This is a genomic window from Erwinia pyrifoliae DSM 12163, from assembly GCF_000026985.1.
Taxonomy (GTDB): Bacteria; Pseudomonadota; Gammaproteobacteria; order Enterobacterales; family Enterobacteriaceae; genus Erwinia; species Erwinia pyrifoliae.
The window spans coordinates 588,309-607,988 of record NC_017390.1; the positions used below are offsets into that span (position 1 = coordinate 588,309).

A 19,680-nucleotide genomic window follows, 5' to 3' on the forward strand; every position below is an offset into this window, starting at 1 on the left:
TATAAGGAAAAGACAGAATGGCTAAGGGGCAATCATTACAAGACCCGTTCTTAAACGCACTGCGTCGCGAACGTGTTCCGGTTTCGATTTATTTAGTAAATGGTATTAAACTGCAGGGCCAGATCGAATCGTTTGACCAGTTTGTAATTCTTTTGAAAAATACGGTCAGTCAGATGGTGTATAAGCACGCTATTTCTACCGTTGTTCCGTCCCGTCCGGTTTCCCATCATAGCAATAATACCGGTGGCGGAAGCAACAACTATCACCATAGCAGTAGCAATCAGGCGCCTTCTTCTCAGCCGCAGCAAGACAGTGTTGACGCCGAATAACCAGCGTGACCGTTTCTCCACGACGGGGAGTCTTTGTGTCCCGGCCCCCGTCCTGGCAGTACCTCAAAGTGGTAATGAACTATCGTCTGGTTTGCCACATCGCGCAGCTGATATGGCGTGAGGCCATACAAAACGCCGTTCTTTAAACCGGACGCGCATCCCGAATCTGATATTGACGCAGTATGGCCAAAGCGCAGCAGGTTTAACAAGGTATTGAGAGGTTTTAAGTTTGTTTGACCGTTATGATGCCGGTGAGCAGGCCGTACTGGTGCACATCTATTTCTCGCAAGACAAAGATACGGATGATTTACAGGAATTTGAAACCCTGGTGTCATCCGCCGGTGTTGAAGCGCTGCGTGTCGTGACCGGCAGCCGTAAAGCGCCCCACCCCAAGTTTTTTGTCGGTGAAGGAAAAGCTGTAGAAATTGCCGATGCGGTAAAAGAGAGCGGTGCCACGGTGGTGCTATTCGATCATGCCCTTAGCCCGGCACAGGAGCGTAATCTTGAAGCGCTGTGTGAGTGTCGGGTTATCGATCGCACCGGGCTGATTCTGGATATTTTCGCCCAACGTGCGCGTACTCATGAAGGCAAGCTGCAGGTCGAGCTGGCTCAGCTGCGCCATCTTGCCACGCGTCTGGTGCGCGGCTGGACCCACCTTGAACGCCAGAAAGGCGGAATCGGTCTGCGCGGCCCGGGCGAAACTCAGTTGGAAACCGACCGTCGTTTACTGCGTAACCGTATCACCCTGATCCTTTCCCGCCTTGAGCGCGTGTCTAAACAGCGCGAGCAGGGCAGACAGGCACGTAACAAAGCGGATGTGCCGACCGTGTCGCTGGTAGGTTATACCAATGCGGGCAAATCAACGTTGTTTAATCGCTTAACCTCGGCGGAGGTTTACGCCGCCGACCAGCTGTTTGCCACGCTCGACCCAACGCTGCGTCGTGTTGATGTTGCCGATGTCGGCGAAGTGGTGCTGGCTGATACCGTCGGTTTTATCCGCCATTTGCCGCATGACCTGGTGGCTGCCTTTAAAGCCACGCTGCAGGAGACCCGTGAAGCCGCGCTGTTGCTGCACATCGTTGACGCAGCGGATCTGCGGATCGAAGAGAACATCGACGCGGTCAATGTGGTACTGGAAGAGATAGAATCTGCTGAAATCCCCAGCCTGCTGGTGATGAACAAAATCGATATGCTGGACGGCTTTGTACCGCGTATCGATCGTGATGAAGAAAATCTGCCTGTCAGGGTATGGCTTTCCGCGCAAACCGGAGAAGGTATCCCGCTGCTGTTCCAGGCGCTGACCGAGCGTTTGGCCGGTGAGATTGCGCAGTTTGAGTTACGTCTTCCGCCAGCAGCGGGACGGCTGCGCAGTCGTTTTTACCAACTGCGGGCGATAGATAAAGAGTGGAATGAAGAGGATGGCAGCCTGGGATTACAGGTGCGTATGCCGATCGTCGACTGGCGTCGCCTGTGCAAACAGGAGCCGGAGCTGGTGGATTACATTATTTAACAAGGCTATGTCCCGGCAGCGAGGTTCGCGCGCAGTGGCGGGACGCAGCCTGATTTTGCCTGACATGCGTACCCCTTCCTGGGGTACCACCGCACACACAATTAATGGAGTATAAACATGGCGTGGAATCAGCCCGGAAATAACGGACAGGACCGCGACCCGTGGGGAAGCAGCAATAATCAAGGCGGCAACTCTGGGGGAAATAAAGGGGGGCGCGACAAAGGGCCACCTGATTTGGATGATATCTTCCGTAAACTGAGCAATAAGCTTGGTGGCTTGGGCGGTGGTAAAAAAGGCGCTGACGGCAACGGTGGCACACCGCGCGCAGCCGGAAATGGCGGACGTCTGGTTGGCATCGTGGCCGTGGCCGCAGTGGTTATCTGGGCTGCCAGCGGCTTCTATACCATTAAAGAGGCTGAACGTGGCGTGGTGACGCGCTTTGGTAAATTCAGCCACCTGGTGGAGCCGGGGCTGAACTGGAAACCGACGTTTATCGATCGGGTGCGTGCGGTAAACGTGGAAGCGGTGCGCGAGCTGTCTGCCTCCGGCACCATGCTCACTTCGGATGAAAATGTGGTGCGCGTTGAAATGAACGTGCAGTACCGCGTGACCAACCCTGAACGCTATATGTTTGCCGTTACCAGCGCGGATGACAGTCTGCGGCAGGCAACTGATAGCGCCTTGCGTGGCGTGATCGGTCGTTCAACCATGGATCGCATTCTGACCGAAGGCCGGACCGTGGTGCGTAGCGATACGCAGCGCGAGCTGGAGGAAACCATCCGTCCTTACGATATGGGAATTACCCTGCTGGACGTCAACTTCCAGACGGCGCGCCCACCGGAAGATGTAAAAGCATCCTTCGATGATGCGATTGCCGCGCGTGAAAATCGTGAGCAGTCGGTGCGTGAAGCCGAAGCCTATGCGAACGACAAACTGCCGCGCGCCCGTGGTGATGCGCAGGGTATTCTGGAACAGGCCCGTGCCTATAAAGCCCGCGTCACTCTGGAAGCGCAGGGTGAAGTGGACAGCTTCGCACGTATCTTGCCGGAATATAAAGCCGCACCGCAGATAACGCGGGAGCGTCTGTATATCGAAACCATGGAGCGCGTACTCGGCCATACCCGTAAGGTGCTGGTTAACGATAAAGGCAACAACCTGATGGTGTTGCCGCTGGATCAGCTGATGCGCGGCCAGGCCGGCGCATCAACCGGCAATTCTCAGGACGGAAGCAGCAGTCTGCTGCGTCTGCCTCCTGCCTCAGGCAGCAAGGAACGCGCCAACAGCAGTTCGTCGTCCAGTCCGGACGACATTATGGATCAGCGCCGGGTGAATGCTCTGCGTTCCGATACCCAGCGCGAAGGGAGAGAGTAAACGATGCGTAAGCCATTAATCGTTGTATTGATTGTTGTGCTGGTGGTGTTGTACACGTCACTGTTTGTTGTGCAGGAAGGCCAGCGCGGCATTGTCATGCGCTTCGGCAAAGTTCTGCGCGATAACGAGAATAAACCGCTGGTGTACGCGCCAGGTCTGCATTTCAAGATCCCATTTCTGGAGTCGGTGAAGTCGCTCGATGCGCGTATCCAGACTATGGATAACCAGGCCGATCGCTTCGTCACCAAAGAGAAGAAAGATCTGATCGTTGATTCCTACATCAAATGGCGCGTCAGCGATTTCAGCCGTTATTATCTCGCCACCGGCGGCGGTGATGTTTCTCAGGCTGAAGTTCTGCTGAAACGTAAGTTCAGTGACCGTCTGCGTTCTGAGATTGGTCGTCTGGATGTCAAGGACATCGTCACCGATTCCCGTGGCCGTCTGACCACTGACGTACGCGATGCGCTGAATACCGGCAGTGCGGGTCAGGATGATGATGTCACGACGCCGGCCGCCGATGATGCGATCGCCTCCGTTGCCAAGCGCGTGGAGCGGGAGACCAACAGTAACGAACCGGCTATCAACCCGAACAGCATGGCTGCGTTGGGTATTCAGGTCGTTGACGTGCGCATCAAGCAGATCAACCTGCCGACCGAAGTTTCTGACGCCATCTATGCGCGTATGCGCGCCGAGCGTGAATCTGTTGCCCGTAGCCAGCGTGCTCAGGGTGCGGAAGAAGCGGCTAAAGTGCGTGCGCAGGCGGATTATGAGGTTGAGCATACGCTGGCAGAAGCCCGCCGTCAGGCGCTGATTACGCAGGGGGAAGGGGATGCTGAAGCGGCGAAACTGTTTGCTGATGCGTTCAGTAAGGATCCGGATTTCTACGCGTTCGTGCGCAGCCTGCGTGCTTACGATAACAGTTTCAAAAGCAACCAGGATGTGATGGTGCTTAGCCCGGATAGCGACTTCTTCCGCTTTATGAAGAGTCCTGCTACCACCACGCGTTAATCATTTGCTATAACAGCCAAAGGGCCGGATTTTCCGGCCCTTTTTTGTGGCAACGAAGGCAGTCAGTGAACAAATGAATATAACCGTATGGATGGCGCTGGGATGAGTGTTGATATTTGAAGGGATTGGGCTAATGCTCTGGCCGCGCCTGTGGCGACGCATGATTATTGCGATGGCGCAGATGCCGGACAGCCTTCTGCACCGGGTGGGAGGCGGCCTGGTGGTCGCGGGTATCGTTGTCTGTTACATGCTGAGCCGGACTCACGCTGGTTGAACGTTCGAAAAGCCGCGCAAAGCAAATTTTAGCCAAAAAGAACGCAATCGTATGCTAAAACAGCTGAAAGAGGAAAATGACGATGGTAGAATCCTTTTTTAAGCAATCGGTGATTTTGAAAAATGGGTAAGAACGTCGTCGTACTGGGCACCCAATGGGGTGACGAAGGTAAAGGTAAGATTGTTGACCTCCTGACTGAGCGTGCTAAATACGTAGTACGCTACCAGGGAGGTCATAACGCTGGCCATACGCTAGTCATCAACGGTGAGAAAACCGTCCTCCACTTAATCCCATCTGGCATTCTGCGTGAAAACGTCACCAGCATCATCGGCAACGGTGTTGTGCTGTCTCCGGCTGCGCTGATGAAAGAGATGAAAGGTCTGGAAGATCGTGGTTTCCCGGTGCGCGAACGTCTGTTCATTTCCGAAGCCTGCCCGCTGATCCTTGAGTATCATGTGGCGCTGGACGTGGCGCGTGAAAAAGCACGCGGTGCGAAGGCGATCGGCACTACCGGTCGTGGTATTGGTCCGGCTTATGAAGATAAAGTGGCCCGTCGTGGTCTGCGCGTGGGCGATCTGTTCAATAAAGAGACTTTCGCCACGAAGCTGAAAGAGGTGATGGAATATCACAACTTCCAGCTGGTTAACTACTACAAAACAGAAGCGGTCGACTACGACAAAGTGCTGGCGGACGTGATGGCGATTGCCGATATCCTGACCAGTATGGTGGTTGACGTCTCTGAACTGCTGGACGGTGCGCGTCAGCGTGGCGATCTGATCATGTTTGAAGGCGCTCAGGGTACGCTACTCGATATCGATCACGGTACTTACCCGTACGTCACCTCTTCTAATACCACAGCCGGTGGTGTAGCAACCGGTTCAGGTATTGGCCCGCGCTATGTCGATTACGTGTTGGGGATTGTTAAAGCCTACTCCACCCGCGTGGGTGCAGGCCCTTTCCCGACCGAACTGTTCGATGAAACCGGCGAGTTCCTGTGCAGGCAGGGCAACGAGTTTGGCGCAACGACCGGTCGCCGTCGTCGTACCGGCTGGCTGGATGCGGTCGCCGTGCGCCGTGCGGTTCAGATCAACTCCCTGTCGGGCTTCTGCATGACCAAACTGGACGTGCTGGACGGTCTGAAAGAAGTGAAGATCTGTGTGGCTTACCGCATGCCGGATGGCAGCGAAGTGACCACCACACCGCTGGCAGCAGAAGGCTGGGAAGGCATTGAGCCAATTTATGAAACGCTGCCGGGATGGAGCGAAACCACTTTCGGCGTGAAGACGCTGGACGGTCTGCCACAGGCAGCGCGCGATTATATTAAGCGCGTTGAAGAGGTGACCGGCGTGCCGGTTGATATCATTTCTACCGGTCCGGATCGTAGCGAAACCATGATTCTGCGCGATCCGTTTGACGCATAATTCTGTTTCAGGCCGGGCGTTGCCCGGCCAGATCTTACTCCGCACCGGCGCTCTGCTGTTCCCGTCTGTTGTTGTCGTTAATTCCCGCTGCTTAAATATATTGGCCTGCTACACTACGGCTGGTTTATTATCAATGCTCACAAATACATTGTTGAGCGGATGGCAACGCCAGCTGTCGTTGAATCCCTGAGGTTACCGTGCAGCTAACCCGTTTCACAGATTATGGATTACGCGCGCTGTTCTGTCCCGCTTCGCTGCGCACGGGGCGGATGACCAATAACAGTAAATTTTGTCACATCACCCCGGCATGCCGCCGGAAAACAGCCCGGCATGACAGGGTGCAACGTTTTCTGCACGAGCTTGACCGATACACCCTGGCCGAACGGGTTGAAGACAACCATCCGCTCTACCCAATTTTGCTGATTGAATACCCTTCACTCAGTCGCTGACAACGGAGGAACCTCGATGTCACACGATCCTTTTCAGGAACGAGAAGCTGAAAAATACGACAACCCTATTCCGAGCCGCGAATTCATTCTTGCTCATCTGGACAAACGCGAAAAGCCAGCCAGCCGCGAAGAGCTGGCGCAAGAATTAGACATTAGCGGAGAAGAACAAACCGAGGCGCTGCGCCGTCGTCTGCGTGCGATGGAACGTGATGGGCAGCTGGTGTTTACCCGCCGCCAGTGTTACGCGCTGCCGGAACGCCTGGATCTGCTAAAAGGCAAGGTGATAGGCCATCGCGACGGCTTTGGTTTCTTACGCATTGAAGGCAGCAAGGACGACCTCTATCTTTCTGCCGAGCAGATGAAAATGTGCATGCACGGGGATGTGATCCTCGCACAGGCGATGGGCGCAGACCGCAAAGGCCGCCGCGAAGCGCGCGTGGTTCGCGTGGTTGAACCGCGTAAAAGTCAGATCGTTGGCCGCTACTTTACCGATGCCGGCGTGGGCTTTGTGGTGCCGGACGACAGCCGTCTGAGCTTCGATATACTGATCCCCGCCGAAGAGCTAATGGGCGCTCGCATGGGCTTTGTGGTGGTGGTAGAGCTGAGTCAGCGCCCAACCCGCCGCACCAAAGCCGTTGGCAAAATTGTGGAAGTTCTGGGCGATAACATGGGCACCAGCATGGCCGTCGATATGGCGCTACGCACTCATGATATTCCGCATGTCTGGCCGGAAGCGCTGGAAAAACAGATTGCACATCTGAGTGAAGAAGTCCCGGAAGAAGCCAAGCGTGGCCGCGTTGATCTGCGCGATCTGCCGCTGGTGACCATTGACGGTGAAGATGCGCGTGACTTTGATGATGCGGTGTTCTGCGAACGCAAACGAGGCGGCGGCTGGCGTTTGTGGGTGGCCATTGCTGACGTCAGCTACTACGTTCGTCCCGGCACGCCGCTGGACGATGAAGCGGTCAACCGTGGCACCTCGGTCTATTTCCCGTCGCAGGTGGTGCCGATGTTGCCGGAAGTGCTGTCTAACGGTCTGTGTTCACTGAACCCGGAGGTTGACCGTTTGTGCATGGTGTGTGAGATGACCATCTCCTCCACCGGCAAGCTGACCGGTTATAAGCATTACGAAGCGGTGATGAACTCCTTTGCCCGCCTGACCTACAACAAAGTGTGGAACATCCTGCAGGGGGATCAGGAGCTGCGTCAGCACTATGAGCCGCTGGTGAAAGACCTGGAAGAGCTGCACCGCATGTATCTGGCGCTGGAAAAATCCCGTGAGCAGCGCGGCGGCATCTCGTTTGAAACCGAGGAAGCGAAGTTTATCTTCAATGCCGAACGCCGCATTGAACGCGTTGAGCAAGTGGTGCGCAATGATGCGCATAAACTGATCGAAGAGTGCATGATCCTCGCTAACATCGCTTCGGCGCGCTACGTTGAGAAGAATAACGAACCGGCGCTGTTCCGCGATCACGACCGTCCAGGGGAGGAGAATGTGAAGAGCTTCCGCTCGGTACTGAACGAGCTGGGGCTGACGCTGCCCGGCGGTGACAAGCCGCAGCCGCTGGATTATGCCGAGCTGCTGAAGCAGATCGCCGGTCGTCCGGATCACGAAATGCTGCAAACCATGCTGCTGCGCTCGATGAAGCAGGCGGTCTACGATCCGGAAAACCGTGGCCACTTTGGCCTGGCGCTGGCGTCCTACGCGCACTTTACCTCGCCAATCCGCCGTTATCCTGACCTGCTGCTGCACCGTGCCATCAAGTATCTGTTAACGAAAGAGGCGGGTACATTGCAGGGCAATACCACGCCAAATGGTGGCTTCCACTATGAAATGCCGCAGATGTTGCAGTTTGGCCAGCACTGTTCAATGACCGAGCGCCGCGCCGATGAAGCAACGCGTGACGTCGCCGACTGGCTGAAATGTGACTTTATGCAGGATCAGGTCGGGGAAACCTTTAGTGGTGTGATCTCCAGCGTGACCGGCTTCGGTTTCTTCGTGCGTCTGACCGATCTGTTTATCGACGGGCTGGTACACGTTTCGACGCTGGATAACGATTACTACCGCTTTGATGCCGTCGGCCAGCGCCTGATTGGTGAGTCCGGCGGTCGTACCTATCGCCTGGGTGATACGGTTGAAGTCCGCGTTGATGCTGTGCATATGGACGAACGTAAAATCGACTTCGCGCTGATATCCAGCAGCCGTAAACCGCGTGGCGAAGGCAAAACTGAACGCGAGCGCGAAAAACGTGGCGCGGCGAAGAACAGCGGCAGTCGCCGTCGTGCGCCGCGCAAGGGGGCAAACGTTGAGCCGGATAGCGCCTTCCGCACGCCGAAACCTGCTGATAGCGCTCCGGCGGCGGCAAAACCGAAAAGGTCGCGTAAACCGTCGGACAAAAGTCGTAAAATTGCGTCCGCGACGCGTGCCAAACGTGCGAAGAAAAGCGACGACGCATAACGCAACGCGGCAAACTATGCACACCGGGCGATCGCAACAAAGATCGCCGCTATCAATGACCTTTGAGTATGTGAAACATGAGTGAAATTGTTTTTGGTATCCACGCCGTACAGGCGCTGCTTGACAGCGACCCGCAGCGTTTCCAGGAAGTTTTTATCCTGAAAGGTCGCGAAGATCGTCGCCTGCAGACGCTGGTGAAAGCACTGGAAGCGCAGGGCATTGTCATTCAGGTGGCGAACAAGCAGATGCTGGATAACACATCGGAAGGCGCGGTTCATCAGGGCATTATTGCACGCGTCAAGCCCGGGCGTCAGTATCAGGAGGGCGACCTGCCGGATCTGCTGGCGAGCCTGGATAATCCGTTTCTGTTGATCCTCGATGGCGTCACCGATCCGCACAACCTCGGGGCCTGCATGCGCAGCGCCGATGCTGCCGGAGTCCATGCGATTATCGTGCCGAAAGACCGTTCTGCGGCGCTGAATGCCACGGCGAAAAAAGTGGCCAGCGGCGCGGCGGAGCATATCCCGCTGGTCCGCGTGACAAACCTGGCACGTACCATGCGCGTTTTGCAGGAAGCGAATGTCTGGATCGTCGGCACGGCCGGTGAAGCCGATCACACCCTGTATCAAAGCAAAATGACCGGGCCGATGGCGTTGGTGATGGGTGCCGAAGGGGAAGGAATGCGCCGTCTGACGCGTGAACATTGTGACGAGTTAATCAGCATTCCGATGGCGGGAAGCGTCTCTTCGCTTAACGTCTCGGTGGCAACCGGGGTTTGTCTGTTCGAAGCGGTGCGCCAGCGCAGCGTGAAATAAACCTATCGGGACGCATTCTGCGCCCCGATAGTCTACTCGCCCATCACGTCATTTATCTGACTTGTTTAGTACGCGCCAGTGGCCGCTCCTGCCGGACCATATAAGATTGCTGAACCATACCAAATGCCGGCTCCCCTTTTTTCAGAGAGCGCCAGGATCTGGTAGTAACGGGCGCCGGCGGCGTTGGCTTTGGCCGCCAGCGCCCGTCCAGCGTCGTCAGGAGAGCCTTCAACCGTTACGTTGGCAATGCCGAGGCGCGGCAAACCGTGACTCTGTGCACGGTCAATTTCCTGCGCCTGAGCTGTCGGCACAGGTAAAGGTTGTGGCGAGTTATAAAGTGAATGGCAACTGCTAAGCAGAAGCGTGATGAGTACAGCGGCTATCTTACGCATAATCATTACCTCACAGGAATGATAGCTCTTATTATAGGTCATTTTATGACCTGACGCTGAAGACCTTTACCAGTTCGTTGAGGTGATGCCCCTTGCAGTTCAGCTCCTGTGCCGTCATTTCGGAATCGGCGACTCGCTGGCTGTTTTGCTGCGATGCCTGACCGATTTGTGCCATTGCCTGACTCACTTGACCGATACCGCTGGACTGCTCCTGCGATGCGATGTTGATATCCCCCATCAACGCTTTCACCTGTTCAATGCGGGCGGTGATATTATCCATCGCCTGTCGCGTCTGCCCCGACAGCTGTTGCCCCTGCACCACTTTTTCCAGCGAGTCGGCGATCAGCCGATCGATCTCTTTAGCCGCTTGCGCGCTGCGCTGCGATAAGGCTCTCACTTCTCCGGCGACGACGGCAAAGCCTTTGCCCTGTTCCCCGGCGCGGGCTGCTTCAACCGCCGCGTTCAGTGCGAGGATATTGGTCTGGAAGGCAATAGATTCGATCACTTGCGTAATATCGGCAATGCTCTGCGCAGCAGAGTTAATATCCGACATCGTGGCGGCTGAGCGACCAACGGTTTCATTGCCCTGGCTGACGGCTTCAGCAGCTTCACCGACCAGCTTCAGAGCTTGCATGACGTTGTGCGCATTCTGTTCTACCGTGGCGCCCAGCAGCTCCATGTTGGCACAGGTTTCCTCCATGCTGCTGGCCTGGCAGGTAATTTGCTCACTGATATCACTGCTGCTGCTGACGATCGCATCTGTACCGCCGGATATCTCATCGGCGGCGGTACGCACCTGGGCGACCACCTGCTGCAGGCCGTCACCTATTCCGTTAATCGCGACAATCAGCTGACCGATCTCATCCTGGCGCCGGGTTTCCAGCGTGGCCAGCAGGTTGCCAGCCGCATACTGCTGCGCCAGGTTAATCACCCTGTGCAGGGGGTGGCTCAGCCAGCGTTGGATCGCCCAGATGAACAGCCCGGCAAACATCACCACCAGCGCGGCGCCGATCAGCAGAAACATATTGCGCGTATGCTTCACCGGGGCCAGCAGGCTGCTCTTGTTAACCTCGCCAACCACCACCCAGCTCCATTCGGGCAGATAGTGCCAGGTGAGCATCTTCGCTTCACCTGTGTCATCAACGCATTCAAGCGTACCTTGTGGCTGACTGTGTATCTGCTGCTGCGCCTCCAGCGGCAGGCCCGGCAGCTGACCTTCCCGGCTCGGATGAAGCAGATACTGACCGCGATCGGGGCCAGCAGTGCTATTCAGCACGTAGAAAGAGCCACTGTCGCCGAGATGTTTTGCCAGCACTTTCTCACGGATCGCGGCATACTGTTTGCTGATATCTATGCCGATAAACTGAATCGCGATAATGCGGCCTGACTCATCACGCAACGGTTGGTACTGGGTGATATAGGGTTTGCCAAACAGCAGGGCTATGCCCTGGAAAACCTTGCCCTTGTTTAGCGGCTCCCATGCCGGACTATGGTGATCCAGCCGGGTAGCGAGAGCGCGCTCGCCATTCTCTTTACGCAACGAGGTAGAAATACGCACAAACTCATCGCCGCTACGGACGAAAATTGTGGCAATTGCCCCGGTGCGCTGCCGGAAATCATCGACCAGCGTATGATCGAGGTTCAGCTTACGCATGCCGGCGCGCAGCGCGGGTGTGGCAAGCGAGCCAACCTGAATGCTTTGAGACTCGTCCAGCGAAAAAGGTCCAGGCAGGTAGCTCTGGAACAGCCGGCTGTAGTTGATTACTTCCTCGCGCAGGGTGGTGTTAAACATACTGGCCATATCGCTAATATCGTCCGCCTGATTTTGCATATCGACTATGGCCAGGGCGCGCACCTGCTGTGCGGCATTATGACTCAGGGTTAGCGTTAAAATTAAAAACAGCACCGCCACGCTGAACGAAGTCAGTACTGAAAGCTGGACGCCCAAGCTCCGTGTTTTGAGAAAGAAGCGCTTCATTGTTATGCCTTGTATCATTTGAGGGAATGCGCGGATTATACGGCAGGTAATTATAATATTCTCTTTAAAATTAAAGGCTTATTCCTAGTGTTTTTTCCTGGGGCTGATGCTTAGCTGCGTTTGCTTCGTACGTTAATAACGCCATCCGGCCCGCTTTGGCGGCGGGAAGCGCTGAATATCAACAGGAGATATCATGATTGAGCTGAATACTGAACGTTTCGCAGAGATCGAATGTTTACATGCTTTCCCTTCCGGTAAACGGCATCAGGCGTTACCCACCGTGCTGTTTTATCATGGCTACAGCTCGTCGAAAGAGGTGTACGCCTACTTTGCCGTGGCGCTGGCGCAGGCGGGATATCGCGCCGTGCTGCCGGATGCCGATATGCACGGTGCGCGTTATGACGGTGATGACCAGCGGCGGCTAACGCGCTTCTGGGACATTCTGCGCACCAATATTGATGAGCTGCCACAGATTGAGCGGGCGCTGCGCCAGCATCAGCTGGTGGATGGTGCACGTTTGGCGGTGGCGGGAGCCTCAATGGGCGGAATGACCGCGCTGGGTGCGCTGGCGCGCTATCCACAGCTACACAGCTGCGCCTGCCTGATGGGTTCCGGTTATTACCGCCAGCTGGCGTCCACGTTGTTCCCGCCGCTGGTGGCCGATCGTGCTGAACAGGAAAAACAGCTGGCGGAGTATGACGTGAGTCATCAGCTGGCGCGTTTCGCCAACCGCCCCCTGCTGATATGGCACGGCGATGCCGATGAAGTGGTGCCCGTCGCCGAAAGCGTGCGTTTAGAGCAGGCCTTGCGCCGCAGCGGCCTGGATCGCAATCTGACATACCTGATCGAAAAAGGCGTGGGGCACCGTATCACTCCTCCGGCGCTGTCGGCATTGACCGGTTTTTTCGCACATCACCTGCCATTATCCGCTGGTGATGGAAAAGCCACCAGATAGTGTAGAGGTGACTCATGGCGCTCCTTTTTCGCCAGAGGCGATCTTTACCTTGTGTTTCCGCCGTCTCGCCAGTATGATTACGCGTCAATTTTTCAGCCGTACACAAACAACGTTCCTTGCTTCCATGGGCCACGGCTGACCCTGACAGGAGGCTGAATAATCCGTAAGGAGCAAATTCGATGCGTCATTACGAAATCGTATTTATGGTTCATCCTGACCAAAGCGAACAGGTTCCTGGCATGATCGAGCGCTATTCTGCCACCATCACTGGTGCAGAAGGTACGATCCACCGCCTGGAAGACTGGGGCCGTCGTCAGCTGGCTTACCCGATCAATAAACTGCACAAAGCTCACTACGTTCTGCTGAACGTGGAAGCTCCACAGGCAGCGATCGATGAGCTGGAAACTAACTTCCGCTTCAACGACGCCGTTATCCGCAGCATGGTTATGCGCGTTAAGCACGCGGTAACTGAAGCATCTCCGATGGTTAAAGCGAAAGACGAGCGCCGTGAGCGTCGTGAAGATTTTGCTAACGAAACCTCTGATGATGCAGATGCTGGGGATTCTGAAGAGTAATTTCCGTGACGGCTAATCGTCTGACGCTGTCCGGCACCGTGTGCAAGGCACCGATGCGAAAAGTCAGCCCGTCAGGAATTCCACACTGCCAGTTCGTGCTTGAGCACCGTTCACAGCAGGTGGAAGCCGGTTTTAACCGGCAAGTCTGGTGTCGGATGCCGGTGATCATCAGCGGCAAAGCCCATCAGGCCATTACTCAAAGTATAACGGTCGGCACGCAGCTTACGGTTCAGGGGTTTATTTGTAGCCATAAAGGGCGCAATGGCCTGAACAAAATCGTACTGCATGCCGAGCAGATTGAATTGATAGATTCTGGAGACTAGCCAAATGGCACGTTATTTCCGTCGTCGCAAGTTCTGCCGTTTCACCGCGGAAGGCGTTCAAGAGATCGATTATAAAGATATCGCAACGCTGAAAAATTACATCACTGAAAGTGGTAAGATCGTACCGAGCCGTATCACCGGTACTCGCGCAAAATACCAGCGTCAGCTGGCTCGTGCTATCAAGCGCGCGCGTTACCTGTCCCTGCTGCCGTACACCGATCGTCATCAGTAACGGCAACTGTCCATTAACGACTTTAAGAGGATAAGGTAATGCAAGTTATTCTGCTTGATAAAGTAGCAAACCTGGGCAGCCTGGGCGATCAGGTAAACGTTAAAGCGGGCTACGCTCGTAACTTCCTGGTGCCACAGGGCAAAGCTGTTCCTGCTACCAAGAAAAACGTTGAATTCTTCGAAACACGTCGCGCAGAACTGGAAGCCAAAGTGGCTGACGTTCTCGCTGCAGCTAATGCGCGTGCTGAGAAAATCAATGCACTGGGCACTGTTACCCTCGCGTCTAAATCAGGCGACGAAGGTAAACTGTTCGGTTCCATCGGTACCCGCGACATCGCTGATGCAGTCACTGCAGCTGGCGTTGAAGTGGCGAAAAGCGAAGTGCGTCTGCCGAACGGCGTTCTGCGTACTACCGGTGAGCACGAAGTGGACTTCCAGGTTCACAGCGAAGTCTTCGCTAAACTGATTGTAAATATCGTTGCTGAAGCTTAATCGCTAAAGCCCGATACCAAACGCCGACCTCAGGGTCGGCGTTTTTGTTTCTATGGTGCCTGAATAAAGCTGCCATCCGGCTGGCGGGTAAACAGTATATTGCCGTTAGCACCCTCCAGCGTTAGTCCGGTCACCACTCCCTGCGTATTCTGACGTATTTTCACCGTCTGACCGCTGTGCAACGTGCTGAGAGGCTTGTCATTACCCTCTACCTGCGCCATGGCAAATACATCAGTAACCGGCAGGTTATTGTCGCGAAAAAGCTGTGCCAGCGTCTGGCCGGAAGCAACGGTGTAATTCCGCCACTGGCCATCTGCATCAGACTGGGGGGCGAACGTTGAAGGTGAGCTATCAGTGAGCTGCGCCTGTAACGGGGCTTCGGTGGCGGCGGAGCCGCTGTGCAGCGGAGTGACCGGCTGCACGCTATGCTGCTTAGAGGGGTACGGCCACAAAAACGCCAGCAGCATCAACAGCGCAGCGGCAATAATGCCACGGCGATGCGGGGCGGGCAGGGGATCCATCCAGCTTACCCGGTCTGGCAGATGCCAGAGACGACTGGACCATGATGTGAAGTGCGAACCGGGCGATGCGTCTGGCATTATGGTCTCCTCCTGGCGCGAAAATCGCGCGAACGGTGAGCTTTGCGCAAGCCATTTTTTAATATGGCTGGCAACAAGCGGCGGGCTTCTCCTTGGCCTGCGGGCTATTTGGCCCATTTTTACCTCTGATAGTTTGTAGCTTAGCAGACTCACGGTGACCTGATGTTATCCGTAGCCGTCCGGTAGCCGTTCTGCGGCTGGAAAACAGGAAAGGTATTGTTTCCGTTTCACCGTGAAAAGTCACCAGGGGAATATGGGATTTTACGCCCGTTGTCTGCGCTGTTATGCTTCGTCCTCGGTTTTATCAATGATGAAAGGAAAATCCATGACAACCCCTTCTTTTGACAGCGTTGAAGCGCAAGCAAGTTACGGTATCGGTTTACAGGTTGGTCAGCAGCTGCAGGAATCGGGTCTGCAGGGTTTGCAGCCTGAAGCTCTGCTGGCAGGTCTGCGCGATGCGCTGGAAGGGAATGCCCCGGCGGTGCCTGTAGATGTCGTTCACCGCGCACTGCGTGAAGTGCACGAACGCGCCGAAGTCGTTCGTCAGGAGCGTCAGCAGGCTCTGGCAGTGGAAGGCCAGACGTTCCTGGAAGAGAACGCGAAGCGTGATGGCGTCAACAGCACAGAAACCGGGCTGCAGTTTAGCGTACTGACTCAGGGGGAAGGCCCCATCCCATCTCGCCAGGATCGTGTGCGTGTGCACTACACCGGTAAACTGATCGACGGCAGCGTGTTTGACAGCTCCGTGCAGCGCGGCGAACCGGCTGAATTTCCGGTCAGCGGCGTGATCCCTGGCTGGATTGAAGCATTGACCCTGATGCCGGTCGGTTCTAGGTGGCAACTGGTGATCCCACATAACCTTGCTTACGGCGAACGTGGTGCCGGAGCTTCTATCCCGCCTTTCAGTACCCTGGTGTTTGAAGTCGAGCTGCTGGAAATCCTGTAAGTTTGCCGGCATTCCGATAGTGTGATAGCGAGCGCCCACATGAGTTCCCGCACAACCTTACTTCGTAAGGATTCCGGATGCTGAATTCTTAGTCCCGGATCTCAAAAGGTGTATGGAACTCAAATGGGTGCCCTTTCAAAGGGGCACCCGGCAATCGAACGGAAAATTCCACCATTCAGGCGGTTAACCTTTGGGAAATGAGCGTGTTTTCTACATTTCGATAATATCTTTACCTATAGATAAATTTTTCAATTTATCTGTCTTTTCCAAAGAGAGAATCCCTTGATAAGGGTCTCTGAAGTAGAATTCATGTGTATCTGCTTTTGTAATGATGCAAAAGTGTCCATCAATATTGACTATTCCTGTCCACCTGTCCTCACGCATTTTATCTTGTATATATTTTGCGGGGTCTTCAATACGTAAATATTTATTGCTAACGCCTGATTCGCTCATTATTTCAGATAATGTTAAAGAAAAAGCGCCATCGGTACTATCTTTGTTTAAACTCATAAAATGTTTGATAACGCTTTCATCTATATTTCTTACCTTTTTTAGATCTTTTGCAATCATTGTTATGCATGCAAACCCACAAGATTTAATTGTTCCTTGTTTCATAACGTGTAAATCGTATGGGTAGTGCGTATAAACCATTTCAGTTTTGTATTTATTTGGAGCGATAAGGATGTTTTTAGAGGTTTTAAAATTGATAGGTACAACATCAAATAATACGTCAGAATTTTTTAATCCACCGGGCTTATCATCTGGGTAATAGACAGACCTTTCTGAATCTGACGTTTTTATCGTTACTTTATTTATACTAAAAAATTCATGCTTGTGGTCTGATTGCGATTTTTTCATATCGAACAGTAATCCGTCGTCGATAGGATCAAAATGTTCAAGGATATTTTTCGTCAACGTTTTTGTCGGATCAATGTCGAAAGTTGTAGAGTAGCCATCTGTACAAGATACTGTTACACTTGCTTGTTCACTTGGGAAATAATTAAGCTGCCCCGGAAATCCTGGTGCTGTCTCTGCCGCTGACCATCTGTTTTTCGTGAATTCAACTCTTATTTTTTCTTTTCCTACAGGAATGGAGTAACCCGTATCGCTTTTTGATAAGCTTACCCATCCATTTTTTACTTTAATATACATGTTGCCACTACCATCTTTCCTTATACCCATTGAGTTCTGAGGGGATAAGTCCCCGGGTTTAAAGTCGGTACGAATTATATCTTTGCTTATTATATCCTCTAATGCTTTGGTGTTCTTGATTTTACGGGCACCCTGTCTGTTTAATCTTTGGTCAGTATGAGCTGGGGCTTTAGGCGTTAACACATCTTTATTTGTTGCACTGCTTAATAATGCATCGTTTTCAAACTTATTTTTACCAAATGATAGTTTCATCCCGAGACTTTCACTCTCAGAGATATGAATGATGCCCCCTTCATCGGTTAACGTCATTTTGTAAAATTCATTGTTGACTTTTATATATGATTCTCCATCTACAGTCCACCTCACTCCATGGTGGTCGGGTGCAGAAAGTTTGCTGACATCAATGTTCTGTATATGTTTATAATCGCTTAAAAATGACTCAACATTTTTAGAGATATGAGCAGAAGTCGGCTTTTCAAACAACCAACGATCACCATCCCATTCTACCGCATATCCCTTTTTGTCTGGATTTTTAATATCGTAAATTTCATATAATATACCCTTTCCTTTATGCTCAACATTTCTTACTGGAACCAGCTCACCGTTAATTTCAATATACCTACCCCAGGGGTAATGCCCTGCATCACCCACTTTTTCCTGATGGTATATTTTACCGTTGCCATAGTATGGCTCATTATTGTTGCTCCTGGGTACATAGTAAAAACCATCCTCCTTGTGCGTTTTTATTGCTGAAACTATTTCTTTTTGTTCATTGTTAAATACCTGATGTCCATTGTGCACATTCAAATGCCAATTTCTGGACAGCGGCTCCATATATACAGGGATATTTTCTCTAATTCCAGATTCTTTTTTTATTACTATCTCGAATTTTCCTACACTATTCTGGTTAAGCTCATAATAATCACCATATAGATTAATTTGTTTTTTCCCCTCTCGAGTCTGAACGTTAAGTCCGGTGGAATCAAATGTATCTGCATATCGCCATCTCAGATCGTTATTGACAATGACTTTTTTCTGTAGCAATCCCTGATTTACGGCATTGGGATGGTAGGTGATGAACTCATTGTCGATCCCCGTAGATTTAAGGTAAATAACTCTACCATTGTCATTGATTGAACCTTTTAACTGATTCAACTCCAGCAGGACTTCCGTTCTTATACCGGTCTGAGAATTCCTGGTATAAAAAGCTGCTCGTGACTGTGCCGGTAAGGCGTTAAAAAGCTCGTGAGGTTTTACTTTACCGGAGCTACTACCTCGCTTAAATATCTGTCCATCGGCATTAAGCGATGTTCCCATATCCGCAATAAATAGATTACTGAACCTTTGAGCGCAAATTTTATCGCCTAGATCACTGTAATGTTTCTCGCGCAATTTATTGGCTATTAAACGCGCTATAAATGATTTCAGCCCGAGTGTTATAATGTCAGCAGAAATATTTAGCCCTTCAGCAAGCCCTTGGGTTTCAGGAGAGGGGCGACCATCTTTATTATCATAAATCGTGCGAAACGGATTTTCAGCGCGTTGGGCATACAATAAAAAAGTCTTACCAACACTCTCTCCATTGGAGTTATATATTTCTTCCTCAAACGCGCAAGTTCCCTTTATATGTCCCATTATCCGTTCGTCTTGCGCGCTTTGCGCTTCACGTATTATGCGGCTTTTTTTTGGAGTAACATGCAAGTGGGCAATGTATATCGGTGCCCCGGCAGCCTCAGACCGCAGCGAGAATTCAAAATCATTAGCGTCATCCGCTGACAGTTGCCCGTTTGACACAACTTGCTCAGTTATGGCGGAAATCAGCTTATCCTTCTTCTGTTCACTGTTAATCATACAGCTGTCATTCTCTATAACCTGAATAACACCTTCATTACCATTAAATATCGGCGCGGCGTACGCCCCTGGTATCAGAGAAGGATATTTCCCTGCTTCTACTGCGGAAGGAGCTTGGTTTTTATTTACCTTAGCCAGAGTCGATTGTTCAATCCCAGATGGGTGACTCTGGGGACGGGGGAGTACATTTTTGCCGCTGGCTGATATCATTTGCTCCTCGGGCAAACATGACTCAGATATGGGTAATGTAATATTATCAAGCAGAAGCATAAACTGAATGAGTGTTAACACCTTTCCTGGTGGAGAAGTTTGCTGGGATGGTATTCGGTGCTTTTCGTCCGGTGAATTGATGGCTTCGGTAATATACGCCCCAAATTGACGTATTGGATTTGGAGTGGATGAGTTGTTTGAGTTGTCAGCCCGCACACACGTAACGGATTTACCGATTTTTCTGTGATGATAATTCTGATTATTGCCAATTGATTTCCTGTAATTAGCTATCGTTTCTAACATGTCGTCTTTCCCTTTTGGTTTAAAAATGCTTAATTATA

Annotated in this window: 19 protein-coding genes; 15 read left to right on the top strand and 4 right to left on the bottom strand. The window is 52.7% G+C overall.

What is annotated here, in order from left to right; translation table 11 throughout:
• The first annotated feature begins 17 nt into the window (after positions 1-17).
• The 9 genes from hfq (at position 18) to rlmB (ending at position 9,635) form a co-directional block, all read left to right on the top strand.
• On the top strand, positions 18-329 hold the full coding sequence (gene hfq / locus EPYR_RS02645) for an RNA chaperone Hfq (protein WP_012666865.1): 312 nt from the start codon (positions 18-20) through the stop codon (positions 327-329).
• Between the two features lie 229 nt (positions 330-558).
• Positions 559-1,839: a ribosome rescue GTPase HflX gene (hflX, locus tag EPYR_RS02650; protein WP_012666866.1), complete on the top strand. Its 1,281-nt coding sequence runs from the start codon at positions 559-561 to the stop codon at positions 1,837-1,839.
• A 117-nt stretch (positions 1,840-1,956) separates the two neighbouring features.
• Entirely contained in the window at positions 1,957-3,210 is a 1,254-nt protein-coding gene (gene hflK, locus EPYR_RS02655; RefSeq protein ID WP_012666867.1) for an FtsH protease activity modulator HflK, read from the top strand.
• A 3-nt stretch (positions 3,211-3,213) separates the two neighbouring features.
• The gene (hflC, locus tag EPYR_RS02660) at positions 3,214-4,218 is read left to right on the top strand and encodes a protease modulator HflC (protein WP_012666868.1); all 1,005 of its coding nucleotides are present in this window, start codon (positions 3,214-3,216) and stop codon (positions 4,216-4,218) included.
• Between the two features lie 106 nt (positions 4,219-4,324).
• Positions 4,325-4,492 (top strand): DUF2065 domain-containing protein, encoded by a 168-nt coding sequence (locus EPYR_RS02665; protein WP_226060698.1) that lies wholly within the window; start codon positions 4,325-4,327, stop codon positions 4,490-4,492.
• 122 nt (positions 4,493-4,614) lie between these two features.
• Complete coding sequence (locus EPYR_RS02670; RefSeq protein ID WP_012666870.1) at positions 4,615-5,913, top strand: adenylosuccinate synthase; 1,299 nt, start codon at positions 4,615-4,617, stop codon at positions 5,911-5,913.
• Between the two features lie 197 nt (positions 5,914-6,110).
• Complete coding sequence (locus tag EPYR_RS18820; protein ID WP_014538516.1) at positions 6,111-6,362, top strand: helix-turn-helix domain-containing protein; 252 nt, start codon at positions 6,111-6,113, stop codon at positions 6,360-6,362.
• 16 nt (positions 6,363-6,378) lie between these two features.
• Positions 6,379-8,820 (top strand): ribonuclease R, encoded by a 2,442-nt coding sequence (gene rnr, locus EPYR_RS02675; RefSeq protein ID WP_012666871.1) that lies wholly within the window; start codon positions 6,379-6,381, stop codon positions 8,818-8,820.
• 77 nt (positions 8,821-8,897) lie between these two features.
• On the top strand, positions 8,898-9,635 hold the full coding sequence (rlmB, locus tag EPYR_RS02680) for a 23S rRNA (guanosine(2251)-2'-O)-methyltransferase RlmB (protein ID WP_012666872.1): 738 nt from the start codon (positions 8,898-8,900) through the stop codon (positions 9,633-9,635).
• Between the two features lie 65 nt (positions 9,636-9,700).
• On the opposite strand, the gene bsmA is transcribed toward rlmB, so the two are convergent.
• The gene (bsmA, locus tag EPYR_RS02685; protein WP_462486255.1) at positions 9,701-10,027 is read right to left on the bottom strand and encodes a biofilm peroxide resistance protein BsmA; all 327 of its coding nucleotides are present in this window, start codon (positions 10,025-10,027) and stop codon (positions 9,701-9,703) included.
• Between the two features lie 43 nt (positions 10,028-10,070).
• Entirely contained in the window at positions 10,071-12,005 is a 1,935-nt protein-coding gene (locus tag EPYR_RS02690; RefSeq protein ID WP_012666874.1) for a methyl-accepting chemotaxis protein, read from the bottom strand.
• A 193-nt stretch (positions 12,006-12,198) separates the two neighbouring features.
• Between EPYR_RS02690 and yjfP the strand changes: the two genes are divergently transcribed.
• The 5 genes from yjfP to rplI all read left to right on the top strand — a co-directional run bounded on the left by yjfP (position 12,199) and on the right by rplI (position 14,581).
• Positions 12,199-12,960: an esterase gene (gene yjfP / locus EPYR_RS02695; protein WP_012666875.1), complete on the top strand. Its 762-nt coding sequence runs from the start codon at positions 12,199-12,201 to the stop codon at positions 12,958-12,960.
• 179 nt (positions 12,961-13,139) lie between these two features.
• Positions 13,140-13,535 (top strand): 30S ribosomal protein S6, encoded by a 396-nt coding sequence (rpsF, locus tag EPYR_RS02700; RefSeq protein ID WP_012666876.1) that lies wholly within the window; start codon positions 13,140-13,142, stop codon positions 13,533-13,535.
• Between the two features lie 5 nt (positions 13,536-13,540).
• Positions 13,541-13,858 carry a primosomal replication protein N gene (gene priB / locus EPYR_RS02705; protein ID WP_012666877.1) on the top strand — a complete coding sequence of 106 codons (318 nt, stop codon included), beginning with the start codon at positions 13,541-13,543 and terminating at the stop codon, positions 13,856-13,858.
• 4 nt (positions 13,859-13,862) lie between these two features.
• Positions 13,863-14,090 carry a 30S ribosomal protein S18 gene (gene rpsR / locus EPYR_RS02710; protein ID WP_000135199.1) on the top strand — a complete coding sequence of 76 codons (228 nt, stop codon included), beginning with the start codon at positions 13,863-13,865 and terminating at the stop codon, positions 14,088-14,090.
• Between the two features lie 38 nt (positions 14,091-14,128).
• Positions 14,129-14,581 carry a 50S ribosomal protein L9 gene (gene rplI, locus EPYR_RS02715; protein ID WP_004160101.1) on the top strand — a complete coding sequence of 151 codons (453 nt, stop codon included), beginning with the start codon at positions 14,129-14,131 and terminating at the stop codon, positions 14,579-14,581.
• Between the two features lie 50 nt (positions 14,582-14,631).
• Here rplI and EPYR_RS02720 read toward each other — a convergent pair whose 3' ends face one another.
• Positions 14,632-15,180: a LysM-like peptidoglycan-binding domain-containing protein gene (locus EPYR_RS02720; RefSeq protein WP_012666878.1), complete on the bottom strand. Its 549-nt coding sequence runs from the start codon at positions 15,178-15,180 to the stop codon at positions 14,632-14,634.
• Positions 15,181-15,505: 325 nt separating this feature from the next.
• Here EPYR_RS02720 and fklB point away from each other — a divergent pair, with 325 nt between their 5' ends.
• Positions 15,506-16,126, top strand: coding sequence for an FKBP-type peptidyl-prolyl cis-trans isomerase (gene fklB, locus EPYR_RS02725; protein ID WP_014538518.1), 621 nt, complete (start codon positions 15,506-15,508; stop codon positions 16,124-16,126).
• A 210-nt stretch (positions 16,127-16,336) separates the two neighbouring features.
• Here fklB and EPYR_RS02730 read toward each other — a convergent pair whose 3' ends face one another.
• Positions 16,337-19,642, bottom strand: coding sequence for a cysteine peptidase family C39 domain-containing protein (locus EPYR_RS02730; RefSeq protein WP_012666880.1), 3,306 nt, complete (start codon positions 19,640-19,642; stop codon positions 16,337-16,339).
• Between the last annotated feature and the right edge of the window lie 38 nt (positions 19,643-19,680).

What these genes read in the sequence shown, in the direction of transcription:
- hfq (WP_012666865.1), top strand. Translation starts at nt 18, where the DNA reads ATGGCTAAGGGGCAATCATTACAAGACCCGTTCTTAAACGCACTGCGT.
- hflK (WP_012666867.1), top strand. Translation starts at nt 1,957, where the DNA reads ATGGCGTGGAATCAGCCCGGAAATAACGGACAGGACCGCGACCCGTGG.
- hflC (WP_012666868.1), top strand. Translation starts at nt 3,214, where the DNA reads ATGCGTAAGCCATTAATCGTTGTATTGATTGTTGTGCTGGTGGTGTTG.
- EPYR_RS02670 (WP_012666870.1), top strand. Translation starts at nt 4,615, where the DNA reads ATGGGTAAGAACGTCGTCGTACTGGGCACCCAATGGGGTGACGAAGGT.
- rnr (WP_012666871.1), top strand. Translation starts at nt 6,379, where the DNA reads ATGTCACACGATCCTTTTCAGGAACGAGAAGCTGAAAAATACGACAAC.
- rlmB (WP_012666872.1), top strand. Translation starts at nt 8,898, where the DNA reads ATGAGTGAAATTGTTTTTGGTATCCACGCCGTACAGGCGCTGCTTGAC.
- bsmA (WP_462486255.1), bottom strand. Translation starts at nt 10,027, where the DNA reads ATGCGTAAGATAGCCGCTGTACTCATCACGCTTCTGCTTAGCAGTTGC.
- EPYR_RS02690 (WP_012666874.1), bottom strand. Translation starts at nt 12,005, where the DNA reads ATGAAGCGCTTCTTTCTCAAAACACGGAGCTTGGGCGTCCAGCTTTCA.
- yjfP (WP_012666875.1), top strand. Translation starts at nt 12,199, where the DNA reads ATGATTGAGCTGAATACTGAACGTTTCGCAGAGATCGAATGTTTACAT.
- rpsF (WP_012666876.1), top strand. Translation starts at nt 13,140, where the DNA reads ATGCGTCATTACGAAATCGTATTTATGGTTCATCCTGACCAAAGCGAA.
- rpsR (WP_000135199.1), top strand. Translation starts at nt 13,863, where the DNA reads ATGGCACGTTATTTCCGTCGTCGCAAGTTCTGCCGTTTCACCGCGGAA.
- rplI (WP_004160101.1), top strand. Translation starts at nt 14,129, where the DNA reads ATGCAAGTTATTCTGCTTGATAAAGTAGCAAACCTGGGCAGCCTGGGC.
- EPYR_RS02720 (WP_012666878.1), bottom strand. Translation starts at nt 15,180, where the DNA reads ATGCCAGACGCATCGCCCGGTTCGCACTTCACATCATGGTCCAGTCGT.
- fklB (WP_014538518.1), top strand. Translation starts at nt 15,506, where the DNA reads ATGACAACCCCTTCTTTTGACAGCGTTGAAGCGCAAGCAAGTTACGGT.
- EPYR_RS02730 (WP_012666880.1), bottom strand. Translation starts at nt 19,642, where the DNA reads ATGTTAGAAACGATAGCTAATTACAGGAAATCAATTGGCAATAATCAG.